Raw genomic sequence first — 19,941 nt, forward strand, 5'->3', positions numbered from 1 at the left:
GCCCGCCGTCCTGAAAGGCAGAGCCCCGTGACCTCTTCCGCCTCCCCTTCGGATCACGTCGCACGGCGTGCCGCCCTGGCTGCAGCGCCGTATGCATCGTCCCGGCACGCGGTGTGGCTCGGCGCCGCCGCGATCGTCACCGACCAGGTCGGCCGCGTCCTGCTGGTGCACCCCACCTACCGCGAGGACGACCGGTGGCTGCTGCCCGGAGGCGTCGTCGAACCCGGCGAACACCCGCACGTCACCTGCCGGCGCGAGATCACCGAGGAACTGGGCCTGGCGGACCTGCCCCTGTCGGGCGTGCTCACCGTCCACTCCCTCTCGCCGCACCACCCCGACATCCAGCCCGGCATGCCCTGCCCCGGAGAGATCCGCTATGTCTTCGACGGCGGAACCCTCACCCCCGACCAGGTGGAGGCGATCCGCCTGCCGCGCGAGGAGCTGTCCGAGTTCGCCTTCCTCGAGACCCGGGACGCGGTGCAGCGGCTGCGCCCCGTGGACAGGCAGATCATGCTCGCCGCCTACCGTGCCCGCCTCGGCGGCACCGCCACCGCCCACCTCGCCGACGGCCGGCACATCCTCGACGTCCCGGCGCTGGATCGCCATGACGTCCACGTCCGCTACCGGCCCCTGTGGGACAGCCCCCTCGATCGCGGCCCCGTCCCCGAGCGGTTACCCGTACAGCAAGCCTGGGCGTGGTGCTTCGTGCCTGACGGCAGGGTCGTCCTCGTCGCCGATCCCGGCCCCCGGGGCGCCCTGCCGATGCTGCCCGGCGGCACCGTGGAGAAGACCGACACGACTCCCGAGGACACCCTCCACCGCGAAGCCGCCGAGGAAGCCCAGCTCACCCTGACCGACCCGGTGCGACTGGGCTGGGTGCTGGACGAGACCGGCGAGGTCTACGGCGGAGTGGGACCCAACGCCCGACTCCGCCTGGCCGCCCGTGTCACCGCCATCGGGCCGGCGGCCATCGACCCCGCCACCGGCCACCCCTTCGCACGCCTGCTCGCCACCCCCGCCCAGGCAGCCGCCCTGCTGGGATGGGGCCCGCCGGGAGCGCGACAAGCCCGACTCGCCGCGGAGACAGCTCAGGAACGCTGGGGCCTGCCCACCGCTCCCCCCGCCGCGGTCGAGGAAGTCCCCGCGGAGGGGATGCGACTGAGCTGACACGAACGACCACCCCGCCTCGACTCGTTCCGTTCTGCGCCCCTCTGAGGTAGACCTATGCCGCTGTCGCACGACCACATCCGCACCACCGTCGATACCTACCTCGCTCGCCACCCGCACGAGCGACCGCAACTCGGCGGCTTCCTGGACGCCCTCGACCGGCCCACCGACATCGCCTGTCGCTCCACCTTTTCCGGACACGTCACCTGCGGCGCCATCGTCGTCGACCAGCTCGGCCGCGTCCTGCACGTGCTGCACCGGGCGAGCGGGAAGGTCCTCGCTCCCGGCGGACACACCGAGCCCGAGGACGAGTCCCTGGCCGTGGCGGCCCTTCGGGAGCTGCACGAGGAGACCGGGATCCCACCCCAGGCCGTGGCACCGTGGCCCGGCTACGAGACCGTGCCGTTCGACATCGACATCCACGACATCGACGCCCACCCGGGCAAAGGCGAACCCGGCCACCAGCACTTCGACCTCCGCTTCCTCTTCCGCCTGCACACAGCGACAGAGGTGCCGGTGGTGCTCCAGAAAGAAGAAGTCGCCGGCATCGAGTGGCGCCCCGTGGACAGAGTGACCTCCCCCTCCCTGCGCGAGAAGCTGCTCAAGCTCACGCCCACCGTCGAACCGGAGACCGCCAACGCCTCCGCCCTGATCTACAACGACCGCGGCGAGTACCTGCTCCACCTGCGCGACTACTTCCCCGGCCAGATCTGGGAACCGGGCATGTGGTCCCTGCTGGGCGGCGGCCGAGAGCCCCAGGACGCCACCCTGGAACACACCGTGCGGCGCGAACTGGCCGAGGAAGCCGGCCTCCACATCGCCGACCTGACCCCGTTCGGCATCGAGGAAGCAACCGACGACGCCGGCGCGACCGTGCCCATCGCCGTCTACGCCGGCCGCTGGAACGGCGACCCCCGCGACCTTCACCTGACGGAAGGAGTGATGCTGGCCTGGTTCGCCCCCGCCGACCTCCACCGCCTGCGCATCGCGCCCACCACCAACGACCTCGTACGCCGCCACGCCGCCAGCCGCACGGCTGGCACATCCCGCGCCGCGTCGCAGAGCGGGGCCTCACCGAACGATGAGCGCCGACCGGCCTCCCCGCACGGCACGGTCCTCAACGTCATCGGCGTCCACCTCTACCTGGAGCGGCCCGACGGAACGGTGCTGCTCGGGCTACGCCACCCCGACTCCGAGTTCTCGCCCTCCACCTGGCACGTCCTGGCCGGCCACTGCGAGCAGGAGAGCGCGATCACCTGCCTGATCAGGGAGGCCCGGGAGGAGGCCGGCCTGCTGATCCGGCCGCAGGACGTCGATCTCGTGCACGTCGTCCACCACGTCGACCGTGCCGGGGACCAGCCCCGCATGGGCCTGTTCTTCCGTGCGCAAACCTGGACCGGCAAGCCGGAACTACGTGAGCCGGATAAGTGCACCCAGTGGAAGTTCTGGGACCCGACCGCGCTTCCGGACGACCTCGTCCCCTACACCCGGGTGGTCATCGAGGGCATTCTCGCTGGCCGCCTCTACTCCGAGACGGGATGGGCATGAGCACGGCCACGTCCGCACACTCGGGCCTCCCGCCAGAGGAAGCGCGACGGCTCGCCGAGCAGGCGGTGGGACGCGTTGCCACGTGGACGGACACCTCATGGGCCCGCAAAAGCAGTCGGGTGTGGCGGGCCCTCGGAGCGGAAGGTGGAACTTGGTACCTCAAGATCCACCAGAACGACCGATTCCATGGCCGCGAGGTGGAGGCGTACCGCACCTGGGTTCCTCACCTCGGAGCGGCTGCCCCCACGCTGGTGGCCGCCGACAGCACGTTGCGCGCGGCCATCGTCACCGCGGTGCCCGGTCGTCCCCTGCACGATCTCGAGCACCCGCCCGGGGAACAACGCCGCCTCTTCCACCAGATCGGCGCCCTGGCCGCAGCCATCCACCGCAGTTCACCTGCACCGGTGACCACTACTGAGGGGATGGCGGCCCTCGCGAAGGTCGAGAGGCATCTACAGGCGGCACGGCCCTATCTGACGCCAGGGGACGAGGAGTTCATCCGATCCCTCGCAGCGCGAGCCGAGGAGGTCCCACTCCTGGACTGCGTGCCGACACACGGGGATTTCCAGCTGCGCAACCTGCTGCTGGACCAGGACGGCAGCCTCGCGATGATCGACTTCGAACGCAGCGAGCCCGGCCCGGCCATCCGCGATCTGGTCCGCCTCGCGGACGCCTGGGCCACACAGCCGCGCCTCTGCGACGCGTTCATGGCCGGCTACGGCCGCGAACTCACCCCAGCCGAAGAAGAACGCTTCGTCATCGACTCCGCTCTCGACGCCCTCTCCGGAATCCAGTACGGCGCCACGCACAGCGATGCGGAAACACAGGACCGCGGGCGCCACACCCTGGCGCGCCTACGAGCCCAAGACCACCCCCAGTGAACCGGCCACCTGAAGGCTCCGCCCCGGACAAGCCCTGGCTTGTCTTCCAGTAGCCCGCACACCCCGCAACAGACCAGCCGCAAGCATCGATCGGAGGCGCTCGTGCCTGACGACGTCCAGCAAGCAATCTCGGCCATCCCTGGTCCGGCGACAGGAGGTGAACGGCATGAGCACCACATGCGTCTGCTCCCGAGGTACTACCGCCAAGTGGAGGCAGGCCGTAAGACGATCGAGGTCAGGGTGGCCACCCCGCAGAAGCGCGCCATCGCAGCCGGCGACCTGGTCGTCTTCCACGACCGGGACAGTGACCGGGAACTCGACGTCATCGTGCAGCGGATCACCCGCTACGCCTCCTTCGAGGATCTGCTCAGCTCGGAGGACCCCGCGCGCATCGACCCGGACGGACCGCTCGGGGAACTGCTCGCCAACCTCCGGAGCATCTACCCGCCGGCCAAGGAAGCTCTCGGCGCTCTCGCCTTCGAATTCGACCACCGCCCCGCCCGGCCGGGCCGCCCCATGCCGATGACACCCACGCAGTACGCACAGACCGTTCCCCACCACACCGTGTACGGCTGCCTGTACGTCCGCGACGAGGACGACCGACCAGTACAGCTGCGCTCGGTCTACGGCTCCCGGCTCTGGCAATTCCCGGGCGGCAACCTCGACGCACAGGGAGAGGACCCGCTCCAGACCGCCCGGCGCGAAGGACTCGAAGAGACCGGTCTCGAACTCGGGCTGACGGCACCGAAATTGTTACTCACGCACTTTCTGCACGCCGGGCCGCGCATGCCGCTGAACAAAGTGGGGCTCATCTTCGACGGCGGCCAACTGACCAGAGACCAGCTAGCACAGATCCGCCTCGATCCCGCAGAACACGACATGTGGGCCGTGCACGACATGGCTGGCTGGCAGGAGTTGATGGCGCCCCGTGACTTCTCCCGTCTCAACGCCGTCGAACGTGCCCGAACCGGCGAAGGCCCCGCCTACCTCATCACGCACACCTGACCGCATACCGCCCACCGAGGAGGCACCGTGCCCGTCGAGGACATCAACACTCGAGCCTGGAAGATCTACGGCCAGCGCCAACTCGCGCGTTCCTACACGCCGCCCATTCCCGACCGAATGTCCTGGACGCCATGGGAGGGGATCGGGCCAGGTGCTGAAATCCTTGGCGACATCACCGGCCGCCGCGTCCTGGACATCGGGTCCGGGGCAGGCCATCACGCCGTCCACCTCGCGCGCACCCACGGCGCTCGCGTCACCGGAATTGAACTATCCCCGACCCAGCACGAACGCGCCACCTCCACCCACGCCGATACCCCAGGCGTGGAGTTCACACAAGGAGATGTGGCCGAATACCTCGCCGAAGTCGAGCCGTTCGACGCCGCGTACGCCATCGGCACACTGGCCTTCATCGACCCACACCGGGCGCTGCCAGCCCTGCGCGACGGACTGCGTCCCGACGCACCGCTGATCCTCTCGCTCCTGCACACCGACCTGAACGGCCTCGGCCCGTCCACGCAGGTGACACCGCGCGAGCAAATGATCCTGCTACGCGACGATCCACCGCTGGCCACCCAGATGTGGGTTCTGGCACCGCAACTGTGGGAGGACCTACTCACCGAGTACGGCTTCCGTGTCGAGACCACTAACCTGCTGCACCACCCGGACGAAAACGCCGCGGTCATCCAGCAGCTCATCCGTGCCCGCCGCCTGCCCGACCGGCCACCAATGGTCTCCAGCCGCCCCCGCAGCAGCAGGCCGCCAGTGCCGCACGCGGCTGTCGGCGTCGGAGCCATCCTCGTCAGCAAGCAGGGCCTCCTGCTGGGCCGCCATAAGCGTGGCACCCTCGAACTGCCCGGTGGAACCGTCGAGGCCGGTGAGTCCTTCGATGCCGCAGTGGTGCGCGAACTCGGCGAGGAGACCGGTCTCACCACTCACACCAGCGCCGTCACGCTCCTGGGCACGCTCGTCGACCACGTCGAAGGCGTCCTGCGGGTCACCATCGGTGCCCTCGTGCATGCCTGGCACGGACAGCCGACCACGCAGCCGAACGAGAGCGTCGGCGACTGGGACTGGTACCCACTCGATCAGCTTCCCGACGGTTTGTTCGTGTGCAGTGCTCAGATCCTCACCGCCTGGCAACCCGACCTGCCCATCGACCACACCCCCGCTCAGTTCACCCCGTACGCAGTCGGCGACGGAGCCCCCCACGGCCTTCGGAAGCGAACCCGACCGCCCGCCTAAAGCTGCTACCGCAGAAGCGTGAACACCAGGGCAGCGGTGGAGCCCAACGCGGTGCCGCAGACGAGCTGAGCCAGGGTGTGTGCCTTCAGGACGCGACGGGACCACCCCATGGCCACGACGAAAAGGACCGCGGGAAGGACCAGCGCCTGGCCGAAGACCAGGACGAGGATCATCACGGCGCCGCCGGCCACGGCGTTGTGCACGGATATCTGCCACCACACCGTCACCGCCAGTGCGCTGGCCAGGCCGACGAGCATGGCGATGACGAGCGCGAAGACCTCCCGCGGCGCGCCCAGGACGTTCAGGAGCACGATGCCGGTCACCACGGAGGCCAGGGTGGCCATGAGGGGGGCGATGCGCTGCCTGCGTACGCGGATGTGCTTGTCGGTGAGCTTCCCGCGACGGACGCCGAAGTGGATGATCCCCATGGGGACGATGCCGCAGAACATGGCCGCGAACAGGCCCCATCCGACTCCGCTGAAACTGCTGGTGCTGTGCCAGCCGATCAGCAGGAGCAGCGCGATGACCAGGTTGGCCGGTGCGAAGACGTCGGTGAGGACCTTCGCCGTTTTCACGCGCGGGGTGGCTTCGGCGTAGGTGGGGGTGGGGGGTGCAACGAAGGTGCTCATGCCAGTGGCTCCATCAGGCGGTCTTCAGAGTCCGTGAAGTCTCGGACGAGGTCGGAGTGGTAGGCGTCGGACAGCTGGGTGAGCGCGGAGATCTCACTGTTCAGGTCCCGACCGCCACCCGCGGGACGGTGCTCGACGCTGGAACCGGGCGCTGCGCCCCGGAACTTGGCGCGGCGTGCGGTCGCGAGCCAGCAGGCTTCGGCCGCGATAGCGGCCTGGGTACCGAAGAGTCCGCGGGCCTCGGCGTGCTGCTGGGCCCGTTTCCGGAGCGCGGGTGACGCGTAGTTGTTGAGGGCCAGGGCAGCATCACGGATCTCGACGCCTCGACGGTACAAACGGTCGTGCACATTGAGCGGGTTGAGGCGTTCGGTCACCGCGCTGCGTGGAGCGTGAAGGCGTACGGAGGGCGTGACCTGTGTGAGGTCTCGCCACAGGGGACGCAGCCGCAGCAATGCGTGCCGCTTGATCCGCCAACTGTGGAGCAGGCTGAGCATGGGCAGGCTGCTGCCTGCGACGATGAGGACGAGGGCCGCCATGAGCAGGGCGGTGCTGATGTAGTCGTCCACGGCACCGGGGAAGAGGCCGTCACCGTGCATGCGTGTGGTGATCGTTGCCGCTCTGACGACGGCATACCCGACGCCGGCAGCCAGGCCCACGCCGATGGTTCGAAGCCCCCAACTGAGCGCTGGACCACTTGCGTTGCGTCCCCAGCGCCAGCAGAGCCTCACGCCTCCCAGCAGGGAGGCAGTGAGGTAACCGAGGAAGAGAAGCGTGTAGGCGAGGAACACGTAACGAGCCACGGGGTCCGCAAATATCGACGGCGTCTCGTACGGCTGGAGTTTCGCGAAGAACAAAACCGCCATGGCGAGCGCCGTCGCGCAGGCGACCATGATGCGCCGCCGCTTGGTTCGCGGCCCGTCCGAAGCCCCGGAGACCTTACGCAGGAAGGCCAGCAGAGCAGCTGATGCAAGCACCCCTCCGATGAGGTGCTTCAGCAAGTAGGAGAGGTCCGTGACGCCTGTCCATTGGTCGAGTGCTCTTCCAGGTGGCATGCGCAACGTCATCATGACGGCCAGCCCGAAGAAGGCCCACCAAAGAGACCGGTCCTGCCCCCTCCGCCAGACCTTGACGGCACGCCAGGCAACGGTGAGCCACAGGAGTACAGCGACCACGAACGTGAAGGTGTTCATCTTCTGCCGTCACCGCGCAGCGCCGCGTCAAGGCGATCGAGTTCGGGATCACGAGTTTTCGGAATGGGTGTCAGTTTTGCCAATTTGGCTATTCGGGTGGCGAGTTGTTCGGCCTCGCGTTCTTGGGGACTGCTGAAGTTCGCCCGTCCCAGCACGCTGCGGACAGTGCGGGGATCGATGGTGGTGAACAGTTCGCCCAGGTCGGCGCCCGTGCTCGTATCACTCGAGGAGCTGTGCCCGAGGAGCATGTGACTGATCTCGTGCAGGACGATGTGGTCTCGATGCAGCGGGGAGGTCGACGCCTCGAAGAAGATGCAGTCCGCGGTATCGAGTTCCACCCACAGACCGCACAACTCGTCGCCCGCGCCGCTCACTCCTTTGACTTCCTCGACAAGCAGAGGACGACCTCGGTACGCCGCTACGGCGGCGCAGAACTTCTGCAGATCGAAGGGGGAAGGAATCTCGATCCCTGACAGTGGATCCGGCTTCACCAGTTTCCGGCGCCGCCGGAAGGACGGTATCCGGAGTCGCCGCTGCGAGCGCAACGATCTCCTCCCTGGTCTTTCATTTCTGCTTGCTCCAGGCGCACTGACGGCGCATCATCGATCACTCTATGTGACCTGAGGGTGATGATCCAGATTCGGCCAAAGAGTCTTCGCGGCAGCCCCACCATTTTCAGGACAGCCCGACAGAAGTGTCCTGATTTTTACGGGACCTATCTCCCGCAGCAAGTGACGAGAGTCATACGCCTCGTTCCGACTGGCCGTCTTCGTCGAGGCCCTCAAGCTCCCGAGCTCGCTCAATGAACGCCTGCACGGTGCGGAGGGTCTCGGGAGAAAGACCGGAGGCACGCAGGGCCACAGAACGGACCTGGTTGTCGCGCATCGACTCGAGCAGGGTCACCTCCGCCTGAGCGCGCGCCCCCTCACCGTCGTCAAAGAAGTACGCTGGCGAAACACCAAAAAAGCCTGCAATCGCCTTCAGGTACTTGATGCCAGGGTTGTCCCGTTGCCCCGTGCGCAACTGGTGAAGGAAGCTCGCCGACATGCTGGGGCCACCCATGTCCGCCACACCTCGGGCGACTTCGCGCAGCGAGTAAGGCCCCCGCCCCTCGGGGTGAATCACCCGAAACAGCCGGTCGACCTTCTCCGCCAGAGCGCGCCCCTCCTCGCTGATCCCGTCACCCACACTTGCCCCCTTCCTGTCACGCACAGGGACCCATCAAACCAAACCTGTCAACTCAGGCGCACACCGAACCCGCAAGGCCAACAAAGTTGTCCGCTTCAGTTGACAGATGGCGCCGTCTGCGACTTACGATCTTGCTCGACTGTCAACAGGTGTGAACAGCTCCCGTTTGAGGCGACCTCAGCCAAGAAGCGAGCACCTGGCCGCACGTAAGCCCATTAATGGACAAATCGACATGAAGCAGAGAGTTGTAGAGAGTTTAAGAACCAAGTCTGGATCTTGACGCGGCGTCGTGCGTATGTTCGTCGTCCCCCGGGCAGACCGCCCGGCGCGACGAACATGAGGAGCAGCGGCATGCGCACACTCCGGACCACGTAGGCCCGCAAACAGCGACGGCGCCCGAGAGCGGCAACTCCCGGACGCCGGACGCTTAACGGCAGACCGCCCCGGCAAGGGCGGAGATCGCCACCATCACCACGCTGATCCCTTCCAGGGGGCGTCTCAGCATGGCAACACCAAAGGAGATTCTTGCATGCGCTCCGTCCTGCGCAAAAGGCCCAATGGCCTGGCCCGCCCGGCAGCCGCCCGCTTCCCCGCCGCTGCACGCCGACGGCGGGAACACGTCCCGGCCGCCGGGCCGGCGCGGCACTCCCGCCCGACGACCGGGAGCGGCCGATGAGCGTCGACGCCCGCGAGTGGGTGTGGGAGCACAGCTCTAGCCGCGGGACCGCGCGTCTGGTCCTGCTGTCGATCGCCGATCGCGTACCGGACGAGCAGTGCGCCGCCTGGGCCTCACTCTCCAGCCTGGTCGAGCGCACGAACGCGAGCCGGACCGCGGTACGCGACGCGCTCACGTCGCTCGTCCAGAGCGGCGAGCTGAAGGCGCTGGACCACCTGCAGGGCCCGCAGCGCACCACGGCCTACCGCCTGCCACGCGCCGCCGCGTGGCTGGCCAAGGTCGCGGCAGCCACGCGGGAGGACCTGGACACCTACGTCGAGCCGCCGACCGAGTCGGACCCGGTGCCCGAGCTGGACGAGATGCGGCTCCGACGGCACGGGATCTGGCCCAAGGGGGGCGCGGAATCCGCCCCCTCCCGCCGGAATCCGACCGGTGCGGAACCCGGCCCCTCGCGACGGAATCCGACCCCCCGACGTGCCGGATTCCGCACCCCGCAAGGTGCGGAATCTAACCCCCAGAACCGTAGAGAACCGAAGGTGAACCGTAAAGGCAGCAGTAGTGGTGGTGCCGCCGTCACCCCGGCCGGCGAGTGGCAGGTCGACCCAGCCACCGAAGCCTGGGCCCGCCAGCAGGGGCATCTCGCCCGCCTCGGCGAGGACGGCCTGCGGGCGGCCGACACGAAGTGGCGTGCCCACCGGGCCGACTGGAAGCCCCGGTCTGTGGGGGCCTGGGCTGCCGACTGGCGCTCCTGGATCGCCCGGGAACACACCCTCGGCCGTCCGAACCTGTACGCCCTGCCCGGCAGCGGCCCCGCCCCCGCAGGCGGCATGACCCGTGCGGAAGCCCACACCGCCGCCCTGCTCGCCGCCCTCGACGAGCCGACCGAAGCGGAGTAGCCATGGACCGCCGCGAAATCGCCGCCCTGCTGGCCTACATCGGCCGACTCGACCCCCGCACCATCCGCACCGACCAAGGCGAGGCCCGCGACCAGCTCGCCCAGTGGCACGAGCTGCTCGCCGACGTGCCCCTGGCCACGCTGCACGGCTGGGACGCCCGCATCGCAGCCCGACAGCACATCCGCCTCTCGCCGTACCAGATCCTGCCCGCGGACATCGCCCGCCCGTGGGAGAGCTACCGGCGCGACCGCCTGGGCCGGCACACCGACCCCACCCCGGCCGCCGACCCCGACGACCAGGCGGCCTGGGCCGCCGAGCTGGTCGGCACCCGGCGCGCCGTCGCCACCGGCAGCGCTCAGCCCGCGCAGTACCGGGCCATCACCAGCGGCCGGATCGACCCGAAGCTGGAGGCGCGGCTGCGGGAGGTCGGCTCCTGCATACCACCGGAGGCCCGAGCCACCCTCGCGCCCTACCGGCCCGCCCGAGCGGCGCGCGAGGCGGCCGTCGCCCAGGGGCAGCCCGATGCCCTCGGCGTCCGATGCGACTGGTGCCAGGCCCCGGTCGGCGAACCATGCCGCCGCCGACGGATCGACCGCGACGGCTACGCACGCAGCAACGCCCCGCGCGCCACCCCGCACCCTGGCCGCCTCGACCTCGCCGCCGCCCGACAGGCCCACGAGACCGAGCAGGTCCAGCAGCCCGCGATGGCCTGACCGGCCCACCCCGTCGGTGCACCCCGTCCGGCGCATCACCGCCACGCCACCGTCCCGCCCCGGCTGCGGCGCCCCACGCCGCAGCCGGCACCCGACGCCGCGTCCGCCCCTTCGCCGGCCCCGACCGGCCGACGCGGCAGCACATCGGAGACCACCTTGCGCCACATCACCACCCACAACGCGCCGGCCACCGGCCTGCGCGGCATCGGCGACACCAGCTGGCATCCCCGCGGCATGTGCCACGGCATGGACCCCGAGGACGCCGACGCCACCTTCTTCCCGCTGCCCCGGGACCACGAGGCCATCGCCGAGGCGAAGGAACTGTGCGGCCTGTGCCCGGTCCGCCGCGACTGCCTCAACTACGCCCTGGAGAACGTCCTCAAGGAGGGCATCTGGGGCGGACTGACCGAGGCCGAACGGCGCCCCTGGCACGACGGACTGCCCCAGCGCCTCGACTACGGCCGCGTGATCGCCTTCTTCAACGGACGCGACGTGCACCTGACCGAAGCCGAACGCCGGATCGTCATCGACCACGCCTACGTCCGGGGCTGGCGCCCCGACCGGCTCGCCGCCGCCCTGCAGATCAGCCGCAAGCACGCCCGCGACCTGCTGCGGCAGACCGCCAACAAGGTCTTCGACCGTGATCGGACCCTCGGCGTGCCGAGGCGCAAGAAGAAGCGGACCCAGAGCACCCCGACGACCAGTCGGCCCACGCCCGACAAACCCGGAACAAAGCAGCCGGCATCCCCTCCGGGGACGTCGACCTCGGCGCACGCCCCTCTCGGAAAGGCCGCATGACCCACCCCGTCCTGTCCCTCGGTGCCACCCCGGATCTGTCCCTCCTCCTCGCCATCGGCATTCCCATGTCCGCCCTCGCCCTGCCCCTGGCCGGTTGGGCGATCCGGCGCCGGGGAGCACGTCCGCAGAAACGTCTCGGCAGTCCGGCAGTGAAGGTGGCCGCGCTCGCCGCGCTCGGCTGCACCGCCTACAGCGCCGACACCAGCTGGCGGTTCGCCGCCGACTACCTCGACATGGCCGGCACCGCCGAGCGCGCCGGGATGTTCGCCGCCGCCGAACTCGCGCTCTTCGCAACCGCGCTGATGGCCCGGCAGAACCTGGCCACCCAGGGGGCGCCCGGGCTGCCGGGCACGCTGGTCTGGGTCATCACCGGCGTGCAGGTGATCCCCGCCTACGCCGAGAGCGGCCCCGTCGGCGGCACGGTCCGCGCCTTCGTCGGCCCGATCATGGCGGCGATGCTCTGGCACCTCGCCATGGGCATCGAACTGCGCCTGCGCACCCCCGGCGCCGCCTCCCACGGCCTGCTCGCCGCCCTCGGGCGTGAGGCACGCGAGCGGATGCTGTCCCGCCTCGGCATCGCCGCACGGGACCGCGACGCCGCGCAGATCACCCGCGACCGAGCCACCGCCCGCGCGGTCGCGCTCGCCGCCCGCCTCGCCGAACGCACCCCCCAACAGCAGCAGAACTGGCGTGGCCGGCGACTCACGCGGCGGCTGTCGAAGGCGATCGGCCGGGCCTCGATCGGAACGGACCCTGCCCAGCGCGCCGAGTTGCTCGACCAGCTCGCCGCCCGACGGCACGCACTCGCGCTCGCCACAGTCCCCCTGCCCTCCCCGTGGTCCCCGCACCACGACGACACCACGACCGTCACGGTCCCCGCACCGACCGTCTGGAGCACCACGGTCCCCGCCGACGGTCCCCGCACCGCCCCCGAACCCGCCGGGGCCGGGGACCGTACATGAAGAGGGGACCGGTCCCCGGAGCCGGGGACCGGGGAGCGGGGACCGAGCTGGGAACCGGGGACCGTGACGCGGGGACCGGGGCGGTCGAACCAGCGTCCCAAACGGACCGCGTCGGCTACGTGGGGACCGACCTCACTGCGACGAAAGCGCCTGCTCAGGACCCTGACCCGCGCCGGGGACCGAGTGGCACCGAGTCGGGGACCGACACCACCGGGGACCGGGGACCGAGCACCCCCGACACAGGGACCGACACCACCGGGGACTGGGGACACAAGGTCTCCCTCAAGCGGAATCCGAGCTCGAAGGCCGAGAGCAGAGTAGGCAAGCGGAGCAGGTCCCGGAGTCCACAGACGCAGCGTCCGCCGCTTGAGCCGGAGCAGTCCGTGGAGCACCTCGTCGAGCAGGTCCGCCCCCACGTACCGGCCCTGCTCGAACGGGACGGCAACGAAGCCGTGACCCGGGTCCAGCTGAGGGAGATCATCCGGCGCGAAGGCCTCAAGGGCGGCCGGAACGACCGACTGAGCCTCGTTCTCCAGCAATTGCGGAGCGAGGACGCCACCACGAGGACAAGGAGCAGCACCCGATGAAGACTTGCCCGCGATTCGCGTCCCTCCGCAAGGAGTACGAACGGGAGATCGGCTTCCTGAGCGCTCACTCCGAGCGGCATGCCGGCAGGCCGTCGGCGAAGTCCAGCGCGAAGTACGCCGCCTCGACGAAGACTCGGATGGCCAGGGCCCTCAGCAGTCACGTCGGGCGCTGCCCCGAGTGCGGCTGACCCACAAAGCCGCAGATCGTTGCGTCTATCGCCCGCGGTGGCCCGGCTCGATGCCGGGTCACCGCCCCGTCCAGGAGGCACCCCGTGATTCCCCGTCCGACACGCTCGTCCGCGCACACGACCATCGAGGCCGGCGCATGGGCCGACGTCCTGGTCCGCCGCCGACTCCTGCACGCCGCGCTCCTCGCCCCGAGCGGCCAGTGGCTCGTCCAACCCGAGGCCGACGGCCCCGTCCACGTCCTCGCGGGGCCGGCCGACGTCGTCGAGCTGGCCGCCACCATCCAGCACCGTATCCGCTCCACCAGGGCCCGCACTCGATGACGAATTTGAACGAGAACGGCACCACCCCGGAACCTGCTCGGGAACTCAACTCGGTCTCGGGGCGAGCAAGTTGGGGTGGAAGCGTAGCTTCCGCCGAACCCGCCCCCGAGGGGGCGGGAGAGGACCTGCACCGGGGGGCGCAGGTCCTGGAGGCTTCGACCGAGGGCGGATCGAAGCCGGGGCAGGAGGAGAAGCCGTTGCAGCACCGCAGCCACTGCGAGCGCAGTGCCCGCGCCCGCCAGCGTCCGCGTCAGCCACGCGAGAAGAAGCGCTTGCACCAGCCCAACACGCGTTTCAACGACGAAGAGTTTGCCCTGATCAAGTCCGCCGCCGCTCGATGTAACCTGTCCGTCGCCGGGTTCCTCGCCCGTGCCGCGCTCGCCGCCGCCCGTGACCTCGACCGCACCAGCGCCGAGATCGCCGACGAGCGCGAAGTGATCACCGCCCTCTTCGACAGCCGCCGCAGACTCGGCTGGGCCGGCAGCAACCTCAACCAGGCGGTCAAGGCCCTCAACTCCGGCGCCGAGGCACCCCAGCTGGAAGCAGCGGTCGTCGCCGTCCAACGCGCCGCCGAGAGCGTGCGCGAAGCCTCTGCCCGGCTGATCGAGCAGCGCGCTCCATGATCCCCAGCGTCCACAAGGCCGGCTCCCGGACGATCGGCTTGCTCGCGTACCTCTATGGCCCGGGCAAGCACGAGGAGCACACCGACCCCCACCTCGTGGCCTCCTTCGATGGCATGTCCCCCGACCCCGGCCGCGACCTGAAAGCCACCCTCAAGGACCTCCAGCAGCTCCTCGACCAGCCCGTCCAGGCTCTCCCCGAACACGCACGTCCTGCCAAGCACGTCTGGCACACCTCCGTGCGCGCGACCGCCGACGACCGGGTCCTCACCGATGAAGAGTGGGGCGACATCGCCCGACGCATCGTGGCCGCCACCGGCATCGACCCCGGTGACGGACGGGCCGGCTGCCGGTGGGCTGCCGTACGCCACGCCGAGGATCACATCCACATCGTCGCCACCCTGGTGTGCGAGGACGGCAGCCGCCCCGACGACTTCCGCTCCGGCAAGCGTGCCCAGGCCGAATGCCGCCTCATCGAGAAGGAACTCGGCCTCCACCAGGTCGCGCCGGGAGACGGCACCGCCGCCCAGAGACCCACCAGCGCCGAACGTCACAAAGCCGAGCGCCAGGGTCGCGAGCGCACCGCACGGGAGGAGCTGCGCGAGACCGTCCGGCGCGCGGTGGCCGGCGCGACCAGCGAGGAGGAGTTCTTCGACCGGCTGGCCGCCGCCGGCCTGCTGATCCGCAAGCGGGTCGCCCCCTCCGGGGACCTGCTCGGCTACAAGGTCGCTCTACCCGACGACCGTAACGCCCAGGACGAGCCGGTTTTCTACCCCGGTGCGCGCCTCGCGCCGGACCTGTCCCTGCCCCGGATCCGAGAACGCTGGTCCGCCGAAAGCCACGCCCAGGACGCCGTGCCGACCGATGCGAAGGTGCGTACGGCGCCGAGCGGACCGTCCGCCGCCCGTCGGCGTACTGCCTCCGCGGCGTGGCAGGCGGTGCACGTCATCGAGCGCGGCGGTGACGCGGTCGTCGCCGCCCACATCGCCTCGGCCGGTGAGGTCCTGGACGCGTTGGCGAAGACGTCCGCCGCGCACACCCGCCGCGAATTGCGTGACGCCGCCTTCGCGTTCGAGCGCGCCTCCCGCTCCCACGTCCGCGCCGAGCGCGGCCACGACCGGGCACTGCGGCAGGCCGCCCGCGATCTCGTCCAAAGCGGCCCGGCCCTCGGCCGGGGCGAAGACGGCGCGACGACTGCCATGGCGATCGACATGCTGTTCTTCCTCATCACCACCGCCCTCCACTGGCATGCGAAGAAGGGCCACGCCCAGCAGGCCGCCGCCGCGCGCCGGGCCGCCGCACATCTGCGCGCCGCCTACCAGGTGGCCGCCGCCCAGCCGCTCGGCGCCCTCCATCATCGCGGCCGACGCCTGGGCCGCTCCCTCCTCCAGCGGCAGACAAGGGCACTGCGCGAGGCGCTGCCGGAACTGGCGGAGCAGATCCTCGCCGAGCCCGGCTGGTACGCGCTCGCCGCCACCCTCGCCGACGCCGAAGCCGCCGGCCACGATCCCGCTGCCCTGCTTACCGACGCTGTCGGGCGACGGGAACTCGACACGGCCGAGTCCGTCAGCGACGTCCTGGTGTGGCGACTGCGCCGGACCGCGGATCTGCCCGCCGATACCAGCGACATGGTCGGCAACGCCCCCAGGGCGGGCCAGGCCGCACGCCGTACGGGCTGGCAGGCACCGCAGCGGTCCGGGTCTCGGAACAGACGGGCGTGACTGTGGAGTTTGTGAATTGAAGCAGGTTGGGGCCCAGGGCATGATCATGACGCGTGCAGGACGAGACGAGGGAGAACGTCAGGGTGTTCCAACGGATACGCCGCCGCCGCGACGCGGCGGAGCCCAGCGAGATGCAGCGTCGGCACTTCGAGCTGTGGGCGCGGCTGGAGGGCCAGGTGCCGCCGGAGGTCGAGCGGATGAGGGCTGAACTACAGCCCGCCGAACCGGTCGCGCTGGTGGACGACTTCCTCCCGCCGGAGCTGCGCGTACCGAGCCACGACCAGCTCGACGGCCGGATGATGCCCTGGAAGCAGCCGATCGTCCTCGACGGCGAGATGGTCGCCTGTACCGAGTGCGGCGCGTACCGGGACTGGCTCGTCCTCTCCACCCGGGACCAGATCTGGCTGCGCTGCCGGGCCGGCCACCAGCAGCACGAGACGCGTCTCGACACCGCCTGGTACAACCGGCACGCCGGCCCTGCGGACGCGACACACGCAACGTTCGAGGACTGCCTGCGGCACCTCGGCCACTGACCTCCACTCCTACGACCCCACCGGGCCCACGGGCCCTTACTGACCACCCGTCACCCAGCACCAAGGGGTCCGTTCCACCATGCGCGTTCGCGTCGCCACCGCACTCGGCCTCACAGCCGTCACCGTCCTCACCCTGCCCGCCTGCTCCACCGACACCACCGAGGCGAAGTCCGCCTCCCCATCCTCCACGCGCAGCGGGAAGCCAGCCACCGCCGACCAGAACGATGCTCCACTGCCCTCGGCCGCACTGGAGGAGCGCCTGCTCGACGTGAGCGACCTCGGCAGCGGCTACACCCGCAAGCCCGAACGCCCCGCCCAGCACGACGACGTCACCGTCCTCGGCTGCCCCGCCCTCAACGACCTCGGCGGCGCCGGAGCCACGGGAGACTCGCTCGATTTCCCCCGCCAGGCGAAGGCTACCTTCACCTACAGCGGCGGCAGCAACTCGGAGGTCTTCGAAGAGCTGTGCAGCGACACCGTCGGCAAGCTGTCCGGCGGCACCGGCCAGATCTTCGACGCCATGACCGGGTGCCCGGAGTACCAGGTCCTCGTCGGCGGCACGGCGATCGACATGGCCACGCAGAAAATGACCGCGCCCCAACTCGGTGACGAGGGGTGGAGCCAGTTGCTGACCTTCTCCGCAGGCGGGCACGACACCGCGATGAAGCAGACCGCGGTCCGCGACGGCAGCGTGCTGCTGATCATCTCCGGCTCGCCGGCCCTGGTGAACCGGCACATCGCCAAGGCCACAGCAGCTCGCTGACAGCCAGCCACATGACGACACCGGCGCTCCCCGGCCATCACGGCCGGGGACGCCCGCGCACGTGGTCCCTGCGATGCTCCACGGCGCCCAATCCGGTGCTGCTACAAGTGGAGCGGGTCGGGAGCGAGGACGACGGTCATCCACGGCACGGCACGCTGACGGAAGCTGTGCCCCACAGGCTCCAAGCCACCGCTCTGCTCGGTGAGGCTGAACGTCGTCACCATGACCATGCCCAAGCCATCGGCTATGGAGACGAGGCGGGTGCCGCAGCGCGGGCAAAAGCCTCGGCGCAGGGTCGGCCAAGTCGAGTACCACGTCGGCTCCCCGCCGCGGCCGGTCCAGGTCAGCGTCTCCGAAGACGTCCTCGATCTGGGCGCCACACTGCTCGATGAGGGTGACGGACAGCGGAGTTGGCGCATCCTCGCGGATCCCGCAGGACACCCGTTCCGTCTCGTCCGAAACTGACGGGCGACACCGAAGAGTGCGGTCACCGTTGATCATCGTGAGTTGTGTGGACTTGCGAAGAGACGGTGGCCGCAGGTCACAGCATAGATTCCATGCGTTGGCGGGAGGCGTTCGAAGTGGTCCTGGGCCGGGTTACAGGCCGGTTCGCCCGGAACGAACCCCGCTTCCGGGCCGGGCGGTTGGTGCTGGGCCTGCTGTCTCGTTGCTCTTCGTGTCGATCTGCCGCTGTGCGAGGAACGTCTCGGCGTGGTCCATCGCGAGCTGCTCTGGCCTGCAGAAACGAGCTCACCGCGGCGTCGAAGAGGTCACCGTCGCGACGGCCGAGCAACCGCATCACCGTGGTGGGATGCGGCACCGTGACCGCGTGACCGCCTTGCTGAAAGGGTCGAACGTGAAGCCGAGGGCCAAAAGAACCCAGTGGGGGCGCGTCCGCGATCCACTCGGCGATCGCCGTCAGGGCTCTCGGACCGGCCAGCACACTCGCCGCGGCGGCCGTCACTTCTGAGCTTTGCGCTTCAAGGTGCCGGTTGTCCTTGATGGGTGTAGGCCGGTGGTATGAGGTATCCCGATAGCGGCGGCCAGAGTCCGGCCGAGCGGGACCGGCGGGAGCGGGTGCGGTTCGAGGCCGCCGAGATGTTCGAGCAAGGGGTGCGGCCGCCGGAGGCGGCCGGGCGACTGAGGGTGTCGCGCAAGTCGGCCTACGCCTGGCACGCCCGCTGGGAGACAGGGGGCGTGGAGGCCTTGCGCTCCAAGGGGCCCAGCGGCCGGCCGAGCCGGATCAGGCCGGAGTGGCGGGCGTGGCTGGCGGCAGAGCTGGAACGGGGGCCGGCGGCGCACGGCTGGGTGGAGGACCAGCGGTGGACGCTGGCGCGGGTGGCCACGGTCCTGGGCAGGCGTTTCCACGTCTCGCTGAGCGTCGCGCAGACCTCGAGGATCTTGCACCAGATGGGCTGGACGGTGCGCATGCCGGCGCACCGGGCCGCCGAGCGGGACGAGGAGGCGGTGGCCACCTGGGTGCGGGTGGGGGTGCCCCCGCTTGCGGGGGAGTGTGGCCGCGCGTGGAACGACGGTGAGGGACCAGGGCGCTTGGCTGTGCTTCGCCGACGAGGCCGGGCAGGGCCTGCGTCCGCCCAAGGCCAGGACCTGGTCCCGGCGCGGAATCACCCCGGTGGTGCGGGTGAGCGGCAAGGGCTCCGGCCGCATCTCCCTGGCCGCCGTGGTGTGCTGCCGCCCGGCCGCGCGTACCCGGCTGGTCTATCGCATGCTGGTCCGCCATCCCCACCGCAGGGGCGAGAAGACCGGCTTCAGGGAACCGGACCTCGCTGCCCTGCTGGACGCCGCCCACCAGCAGCTCGGCCGTCGGCCGGTCGTCCTGGTGTGGGACAACTCCACCCAGCACACCGACCATGCCATGCGCGAACTGCTCGAGGGGCGTCGGTGGCTGACGGTCTTCCGCCTCCCGTCGTACGCCCCGGACCTCAATCCGGCCGAAGGCGTGTGGGCGCACCTGAAGAAGTCCCTGGCCAACCTGGCGTCCTGCAGCACCGATCAGCTTGCCGCGCACACCCGGACCCGGCTCAAACGCATGCAGTACCGCCCAGCACTCCTCGACGGCTTCGTCGCCGGGACCGGACTGGTCCTGACGCCCTTACAGACCCCACCTTGAAGCGCAAAGCTCAGAAGCGCCACGAGCGGGGAACGCCGGGCACGGCGGTCACGCGGATCGGCAGGCCCGCGAGAAACCGGGCCAGGCACACCGCGTCGGGTAGCGGCTGTGGCGACAGGATACGGGCCAGTTGCTCCAGGCCCGACGGCATAGGAGAAGATGAGACAGCAGGCACGGTCTTC

General features: G+C 70.1%; 20 protein-coding genes and 2 pseudogenes. 18 read left to right on the forward strand and 4 right to left on the reverse strand.

Annotated elements, in window-relative coordinates:
• Positions 1–27 precede the first annotated feature (27 nt).
• From WJ438_RS03930 to WJ438_RS03950, 5 genes are all read left to right on the forward strand, one after another.
• The gene (locus WJ438_RS03930; protein ID WP_406723963.1) at positions 28–1,167 is read left to right on the forward strand and encodes an NUDIX hydrolase; all 1,140 of its coding nucleotides are present in this window, start codon (positions 28–30) and stop codon (positions 1,165–1,167) included.
• A 57-nt stretch (positions 1,168–1,224) separates the two neighbouring features.
• Positions 1,225–2,715: an NUDIX domain-containing protein gene (locus tag WJ438_RS03935; RefSeq protein ID WP_406723964.1), complete on the forward strand. Its 1,491-nt coding sequence runs from the start codon at positions 1,225–1,227 to the stop codon at positions 2,713–2,715.
• Positions 2,712–3,596 (forward strand): phosphotransferase enzyme family protein, encoded by an 885-nt coding sequence (locus tag WJ438_RS03940; RefSeq protein ID WP_406723965.1) that lies wholly within the window; start codon positions 2,712–2,714, stop codon positions 3,594–3,596. The genes WJ438_RS03935 and WJ438_RS03940 overlap by 4 nt, the downstream gene beginning before the upstream one ends.
• Positions 3,597–3,773: 177 nt before the next feature.
• Positions 3,774–4,601: an NUDIX domain-containing protein gene (locus WJ438_RS03945; RefSeq protein ID WP_406723966.1), complete on the forward strand. Its 828-nt coding sequence runs from the start codon at positions 3,774–3,776 to the stop codon at positions 4,599–4,601.
• A 27-nt stretch (positions 4,602–4,628) separates the two neighbouring features.
• Positions 4,629–5,843, forward strand: coding sequence for a bifunctional class I SAM-dependent methyltransferase/NUDIX hydrolase (locus tag WJ438_RS03950; RefSeq protein ID WP_406723967.1), 1,215 nt, complete (start codon positions 4,629–4,631; stop codon positions 5,841–5,843).
• 5 nt (positions 5,844–5,848) lie between these two features.
• Here the strand turns inward: WJ438_RS03950 and WJ438_RS03955 are convergent, their stop codons facing one another.
• The 4 genes from WJ438_RS03955 to WJ438_RS03970 form a co-directional block, all read right to left on the reverse strand.
• Complete coding sequence (locus WJ438_RS03955; RefSeq protein WP_406723968.1) at positions 5,849–6,472, reverse strand: hypothetical protein; 624 nt, start codon at positions 6,470–6,472, stop codon at positions 5,849–5,851.
• Positions 6,469–7,662, reverse strand: coding sequence for an MAB_1171c family putative transporter (locus tag WJ438_RS03960; protein ID WP_406723969.1), 1,194 nt, complete (start codon positions 7,660–7,662; stop codon positions 6,469–6,471). The genes WJ438_RS03955 and WJ438_RS03960 overlap by 4 nt, the downstream gene beginning before the upstream one ends.
• The gene (locus WJ438_RS03965) at positions 7,659–8,153 is read right to left on the reverse strand and encodes a hypothetical protein (protein WP_406723970.1); all 495 of its coding nucleotides are present in this window, start codon (positions 8,151–8,153) and stop codon (positions 7,659–7,661) included. The genes WJ438_RS03960 and WJ438_RS03965 overlap by 4 nt, the downstream gene beginning before the upstream one ends.
• 250 nt (positions 8,154–8,403) lie before the next feature.
• Positions 8,404–8,850, reverse strand: a complete 447-nt coding sequence (locus tag WJ438_RS03970; RefSeq protein WP_406723971.1) for an XRE family transcriptional regulator — start codon at positions 8,848–8,850, stop codon at positions 8,404–8,406.
• A 672-nt stretch (positions 8,851–9,522) separates the two neighbouring features.
• On the opposite strand from WJ438_RS03970, the gene WJ438_RS03975 reads away from it, so the two are divergent.
• The 13 genes and pseudogenes from WJ438_RS03975 (at position 9,523) to WJ438_RS04035 (ending at position 19,759) form a co-directional block, all read left to right on the forward strand.
• Entirely contained in the window at positions 9,523–10,422 is a 900-nt protein-coding gene (locus WJ438_RS03975) for a helix-turn-helix domain-containing protein (protein WP_406723972.1), read from the forward strand.
• A gap of 2 nt (positions 10,423–10,424) precedes the next feature.
• Entirely contained in the window at positions 10,425–11,135 is a 711-nt protein-coding gene (locus WJ438_RS03980) for a hypothetical protein (RefSeq protein WP_406723973.1), read from the forward strand.
• Between the two features lie 156 nt (positions 11,136–11,291).
• Positions 11,292–11,933: a WhiB family transcriptional regulator gene (locus WJ438_RS03985; RefSeq protein ID WP_406723974.1), complete on the forward strand. Its 642-nt coding sequence runs from the start codon at positions 11,292–11,294 to the stop codon at positions 11,931–11,933.
• Positions 11,930–13,482 (forward strand): annotated as a pseudogene (locus tag WJ438_RS03990) (hypothetical protein). The gene WJ438_RS03985 and the pseudogene WJ438_RS03990 overlap by 4 nt, the downstream one beginning before the upstream one ends.
• Positions 13,479–13,670 carry a hypothetical protein gene (locus tag WJ438_RS03995; RefSeq protein ID WP_406723975.1) on the forward strand — a complete coding sequence of 64 codons (192 nt, stop codon included), beginning with the start codon at positions 13,479–13,481 and terminating at the stop codon, positions 13,668–13,670. The pseudogene WJ438_RS03990 and the gene WJ438_RS03995 overlap by 4 nt, the downstream one beginning before the upstream one ends.
• Before the next feature lie 84 nt (positions 13,671–13,754).
• On the forward strand, positions 13,755–13,991 hold the full coding sequence (locus WJ438_RS04000; protein ID WP_406723976.1) for a hypothetical protein: 237 nt from the start codon (positions 13,755–13,757) through the stop codon (positions 13,989–13,991).
• A complete protein-coding gene (locus WJ438_RS04005; RefSeq protein WP_406723977.1) occupies positions 13,988–14,614 on the forward strand; it encodes a plasmid mobilization protein in 627 nt (208 codons plus the stop codon). Before WJ438_RS04000 ends, WJ438_RS04005 begins: the two co-directional genes overlap by 4 nt.
• Entirely contained in the window at positions 14,611–16,332 is a 1,722-nt protein-coding gene (locus WJ438_RS04010; protein ID WP_406723978.1) for a relaxase/mobilization nuclease domain-containing protein, read from the forward strand. Before WJ438_RS04005 ends, WJ438_RS04010 begins: the two co-directional genes overlap by 4 nt.
• An 83-nt stretch (positions 16,333–16,415) precedes the next feature.
• On the forward strand, positions 16,416–16,865 hold the full coding sequence (locus tag WJ438_RS04015; protein WP_406729581.1) for a hypothetical protein: 450 nt from the start codon (positions 16,416–16,418) through the stop codon (positions 16,863–16,865).
• Between the two features lie 79 nt (positions 16,866–16,944).
• Positions 16,945–17,628, forward strand: coding sequence for a hypothetical protein (locus tag WJ438_RS04020; RefSeq protein WP_406723979.1), 684 nt, complete (start codon positions 16,945–16,947; stop codon positions 17,626–17,628).
• 246 nt (positions 17,629–17,874) lie between these two features.
• Positions 17,875–18,093: a VOC family protein gene (locus tag WJ438_RS04025; RefSeq protein ID WP_406729582.1), complete on the forward strand. Its 219-nt coding sequence runs from the start codon at positions 17,875–17,877 to the stop codon at positions 18,091–18,093.
• A gap of 633 nt (positions 18,094–18,726) precedes the next feature.
• Positions 18,727–19,050, forward strand: a pseudogene (locus tag WJ438_RS04030) (helix-turn-helix domain-containing protein); the annotation flags it as partial.
• 112 nt (positions 19,051–19,162) lie between these two features.
• Positions 19,163–19,759 (forward strand): transposase, encoded by a 597-nt coding sequence (locus WJ438_RS04035; RefSeq protein ID WP_406723980.1) that lies wholly within the window; start codon positions 19,163–19,165, stop codon positions 19,757–19,759.
• Positions 19,760–19,941: the final 182 nt, after the last annotated feature.

Source organism: Streptomyces sp. GD-15H (genome assembly GCF_045291515.1).
Taxonomy (GTDB): domain Bacteria; phylum Actinomycetota; class Actinomycetes; order Streptomycetales; family Streptomycetaceae; genus Streptomyces.

Bases quoted from the DNA above. Each gene is read 5' to 3' on its own strand.
- WJ438_RS03935 (WP_406723964.1), top strand. From the start codon at position 1,225: ATGCCGCTGTCGCACGACCACATCCGCACCACCGTCGATACCTACCTC.
- WJ438_RS03940 (WP_406723965.1), top strand. From the start codon at position 2,712: ATGAGCACGGCCACGTCCGCACACTCGGGCCTCCCGCCAGAGGAAGCG.
- WJ438_RS03945 (WP_406723966.1), top strand. From the start codon at position 3,774: ATGCGTCTGCTCCCGAGGTACTACCGCCAAGTGGAGGCAGGCCGTAAG.
- WJ438_RS03955 (WP_406723968.1), bottom strand. From the start codon at position 6,472: ATGAGCACCTTCGTTGCACCCCCCACCCCCACCTACGCCGAAGCCACC.
- WJ438_RS03960 (WP_406723969.1), bottom strand. From the start codon at position 7,662: ATGAACACCTTCACGTTCGTGGTCGCTGTACTCCTGTGGCTCACCGTT.
- WJ438_RS03975 (WP_406723972.1), top strand. From the start codon at position 9,523: ATGAGCGTCGACGCCCGCGAGTGGGTGTGGGAGCACAGCTCTAGCCGC.
- WJ438_RS03980 (WP_406723973.1), top strand. From the start codon at position 10,425: ATGGACCGCCGCGAAATCGCCGCCCTGCTGGCCTACATCGGCCGACTC.
- WJ438_RS03995 (WP_406723975.1), top strand. From the start codon at position 13,479: ATGAAGACTTGCCCGCGATTCGCGTCCCTCCGCAAGGAGTACGAACGG.
- WJ438_RS04005 (WP_406723977.1), top strand. From the start codon at position 13,988: ATGACGAATTTGAACGAGAACGGCACCACCCCGGAACCTGCTCGGGAA.
- WJ438_RS04010 (WP_406723978.1), top strand. From the start codon at position 14,611: ATGATCCCCAGCGTCCACAAGGCCGGCTCCCGGACGATCGGCTTGCTC.
- WJ438_RS04020 (WP_406723979.1), top strand. From the start codon at position 16,945: ATGCGCGTTCGCGTCGCCACCGCACTCGGCCTCACAGCCGTCACCGTC.
- WJ438_RS04025 (WP_406729582.1), top strand. From the start codon at position 17,875: ATGGAGACGAGGCGGGTGCCGCAGCGCGGGCAAAAGCCTCGGCGCAGG.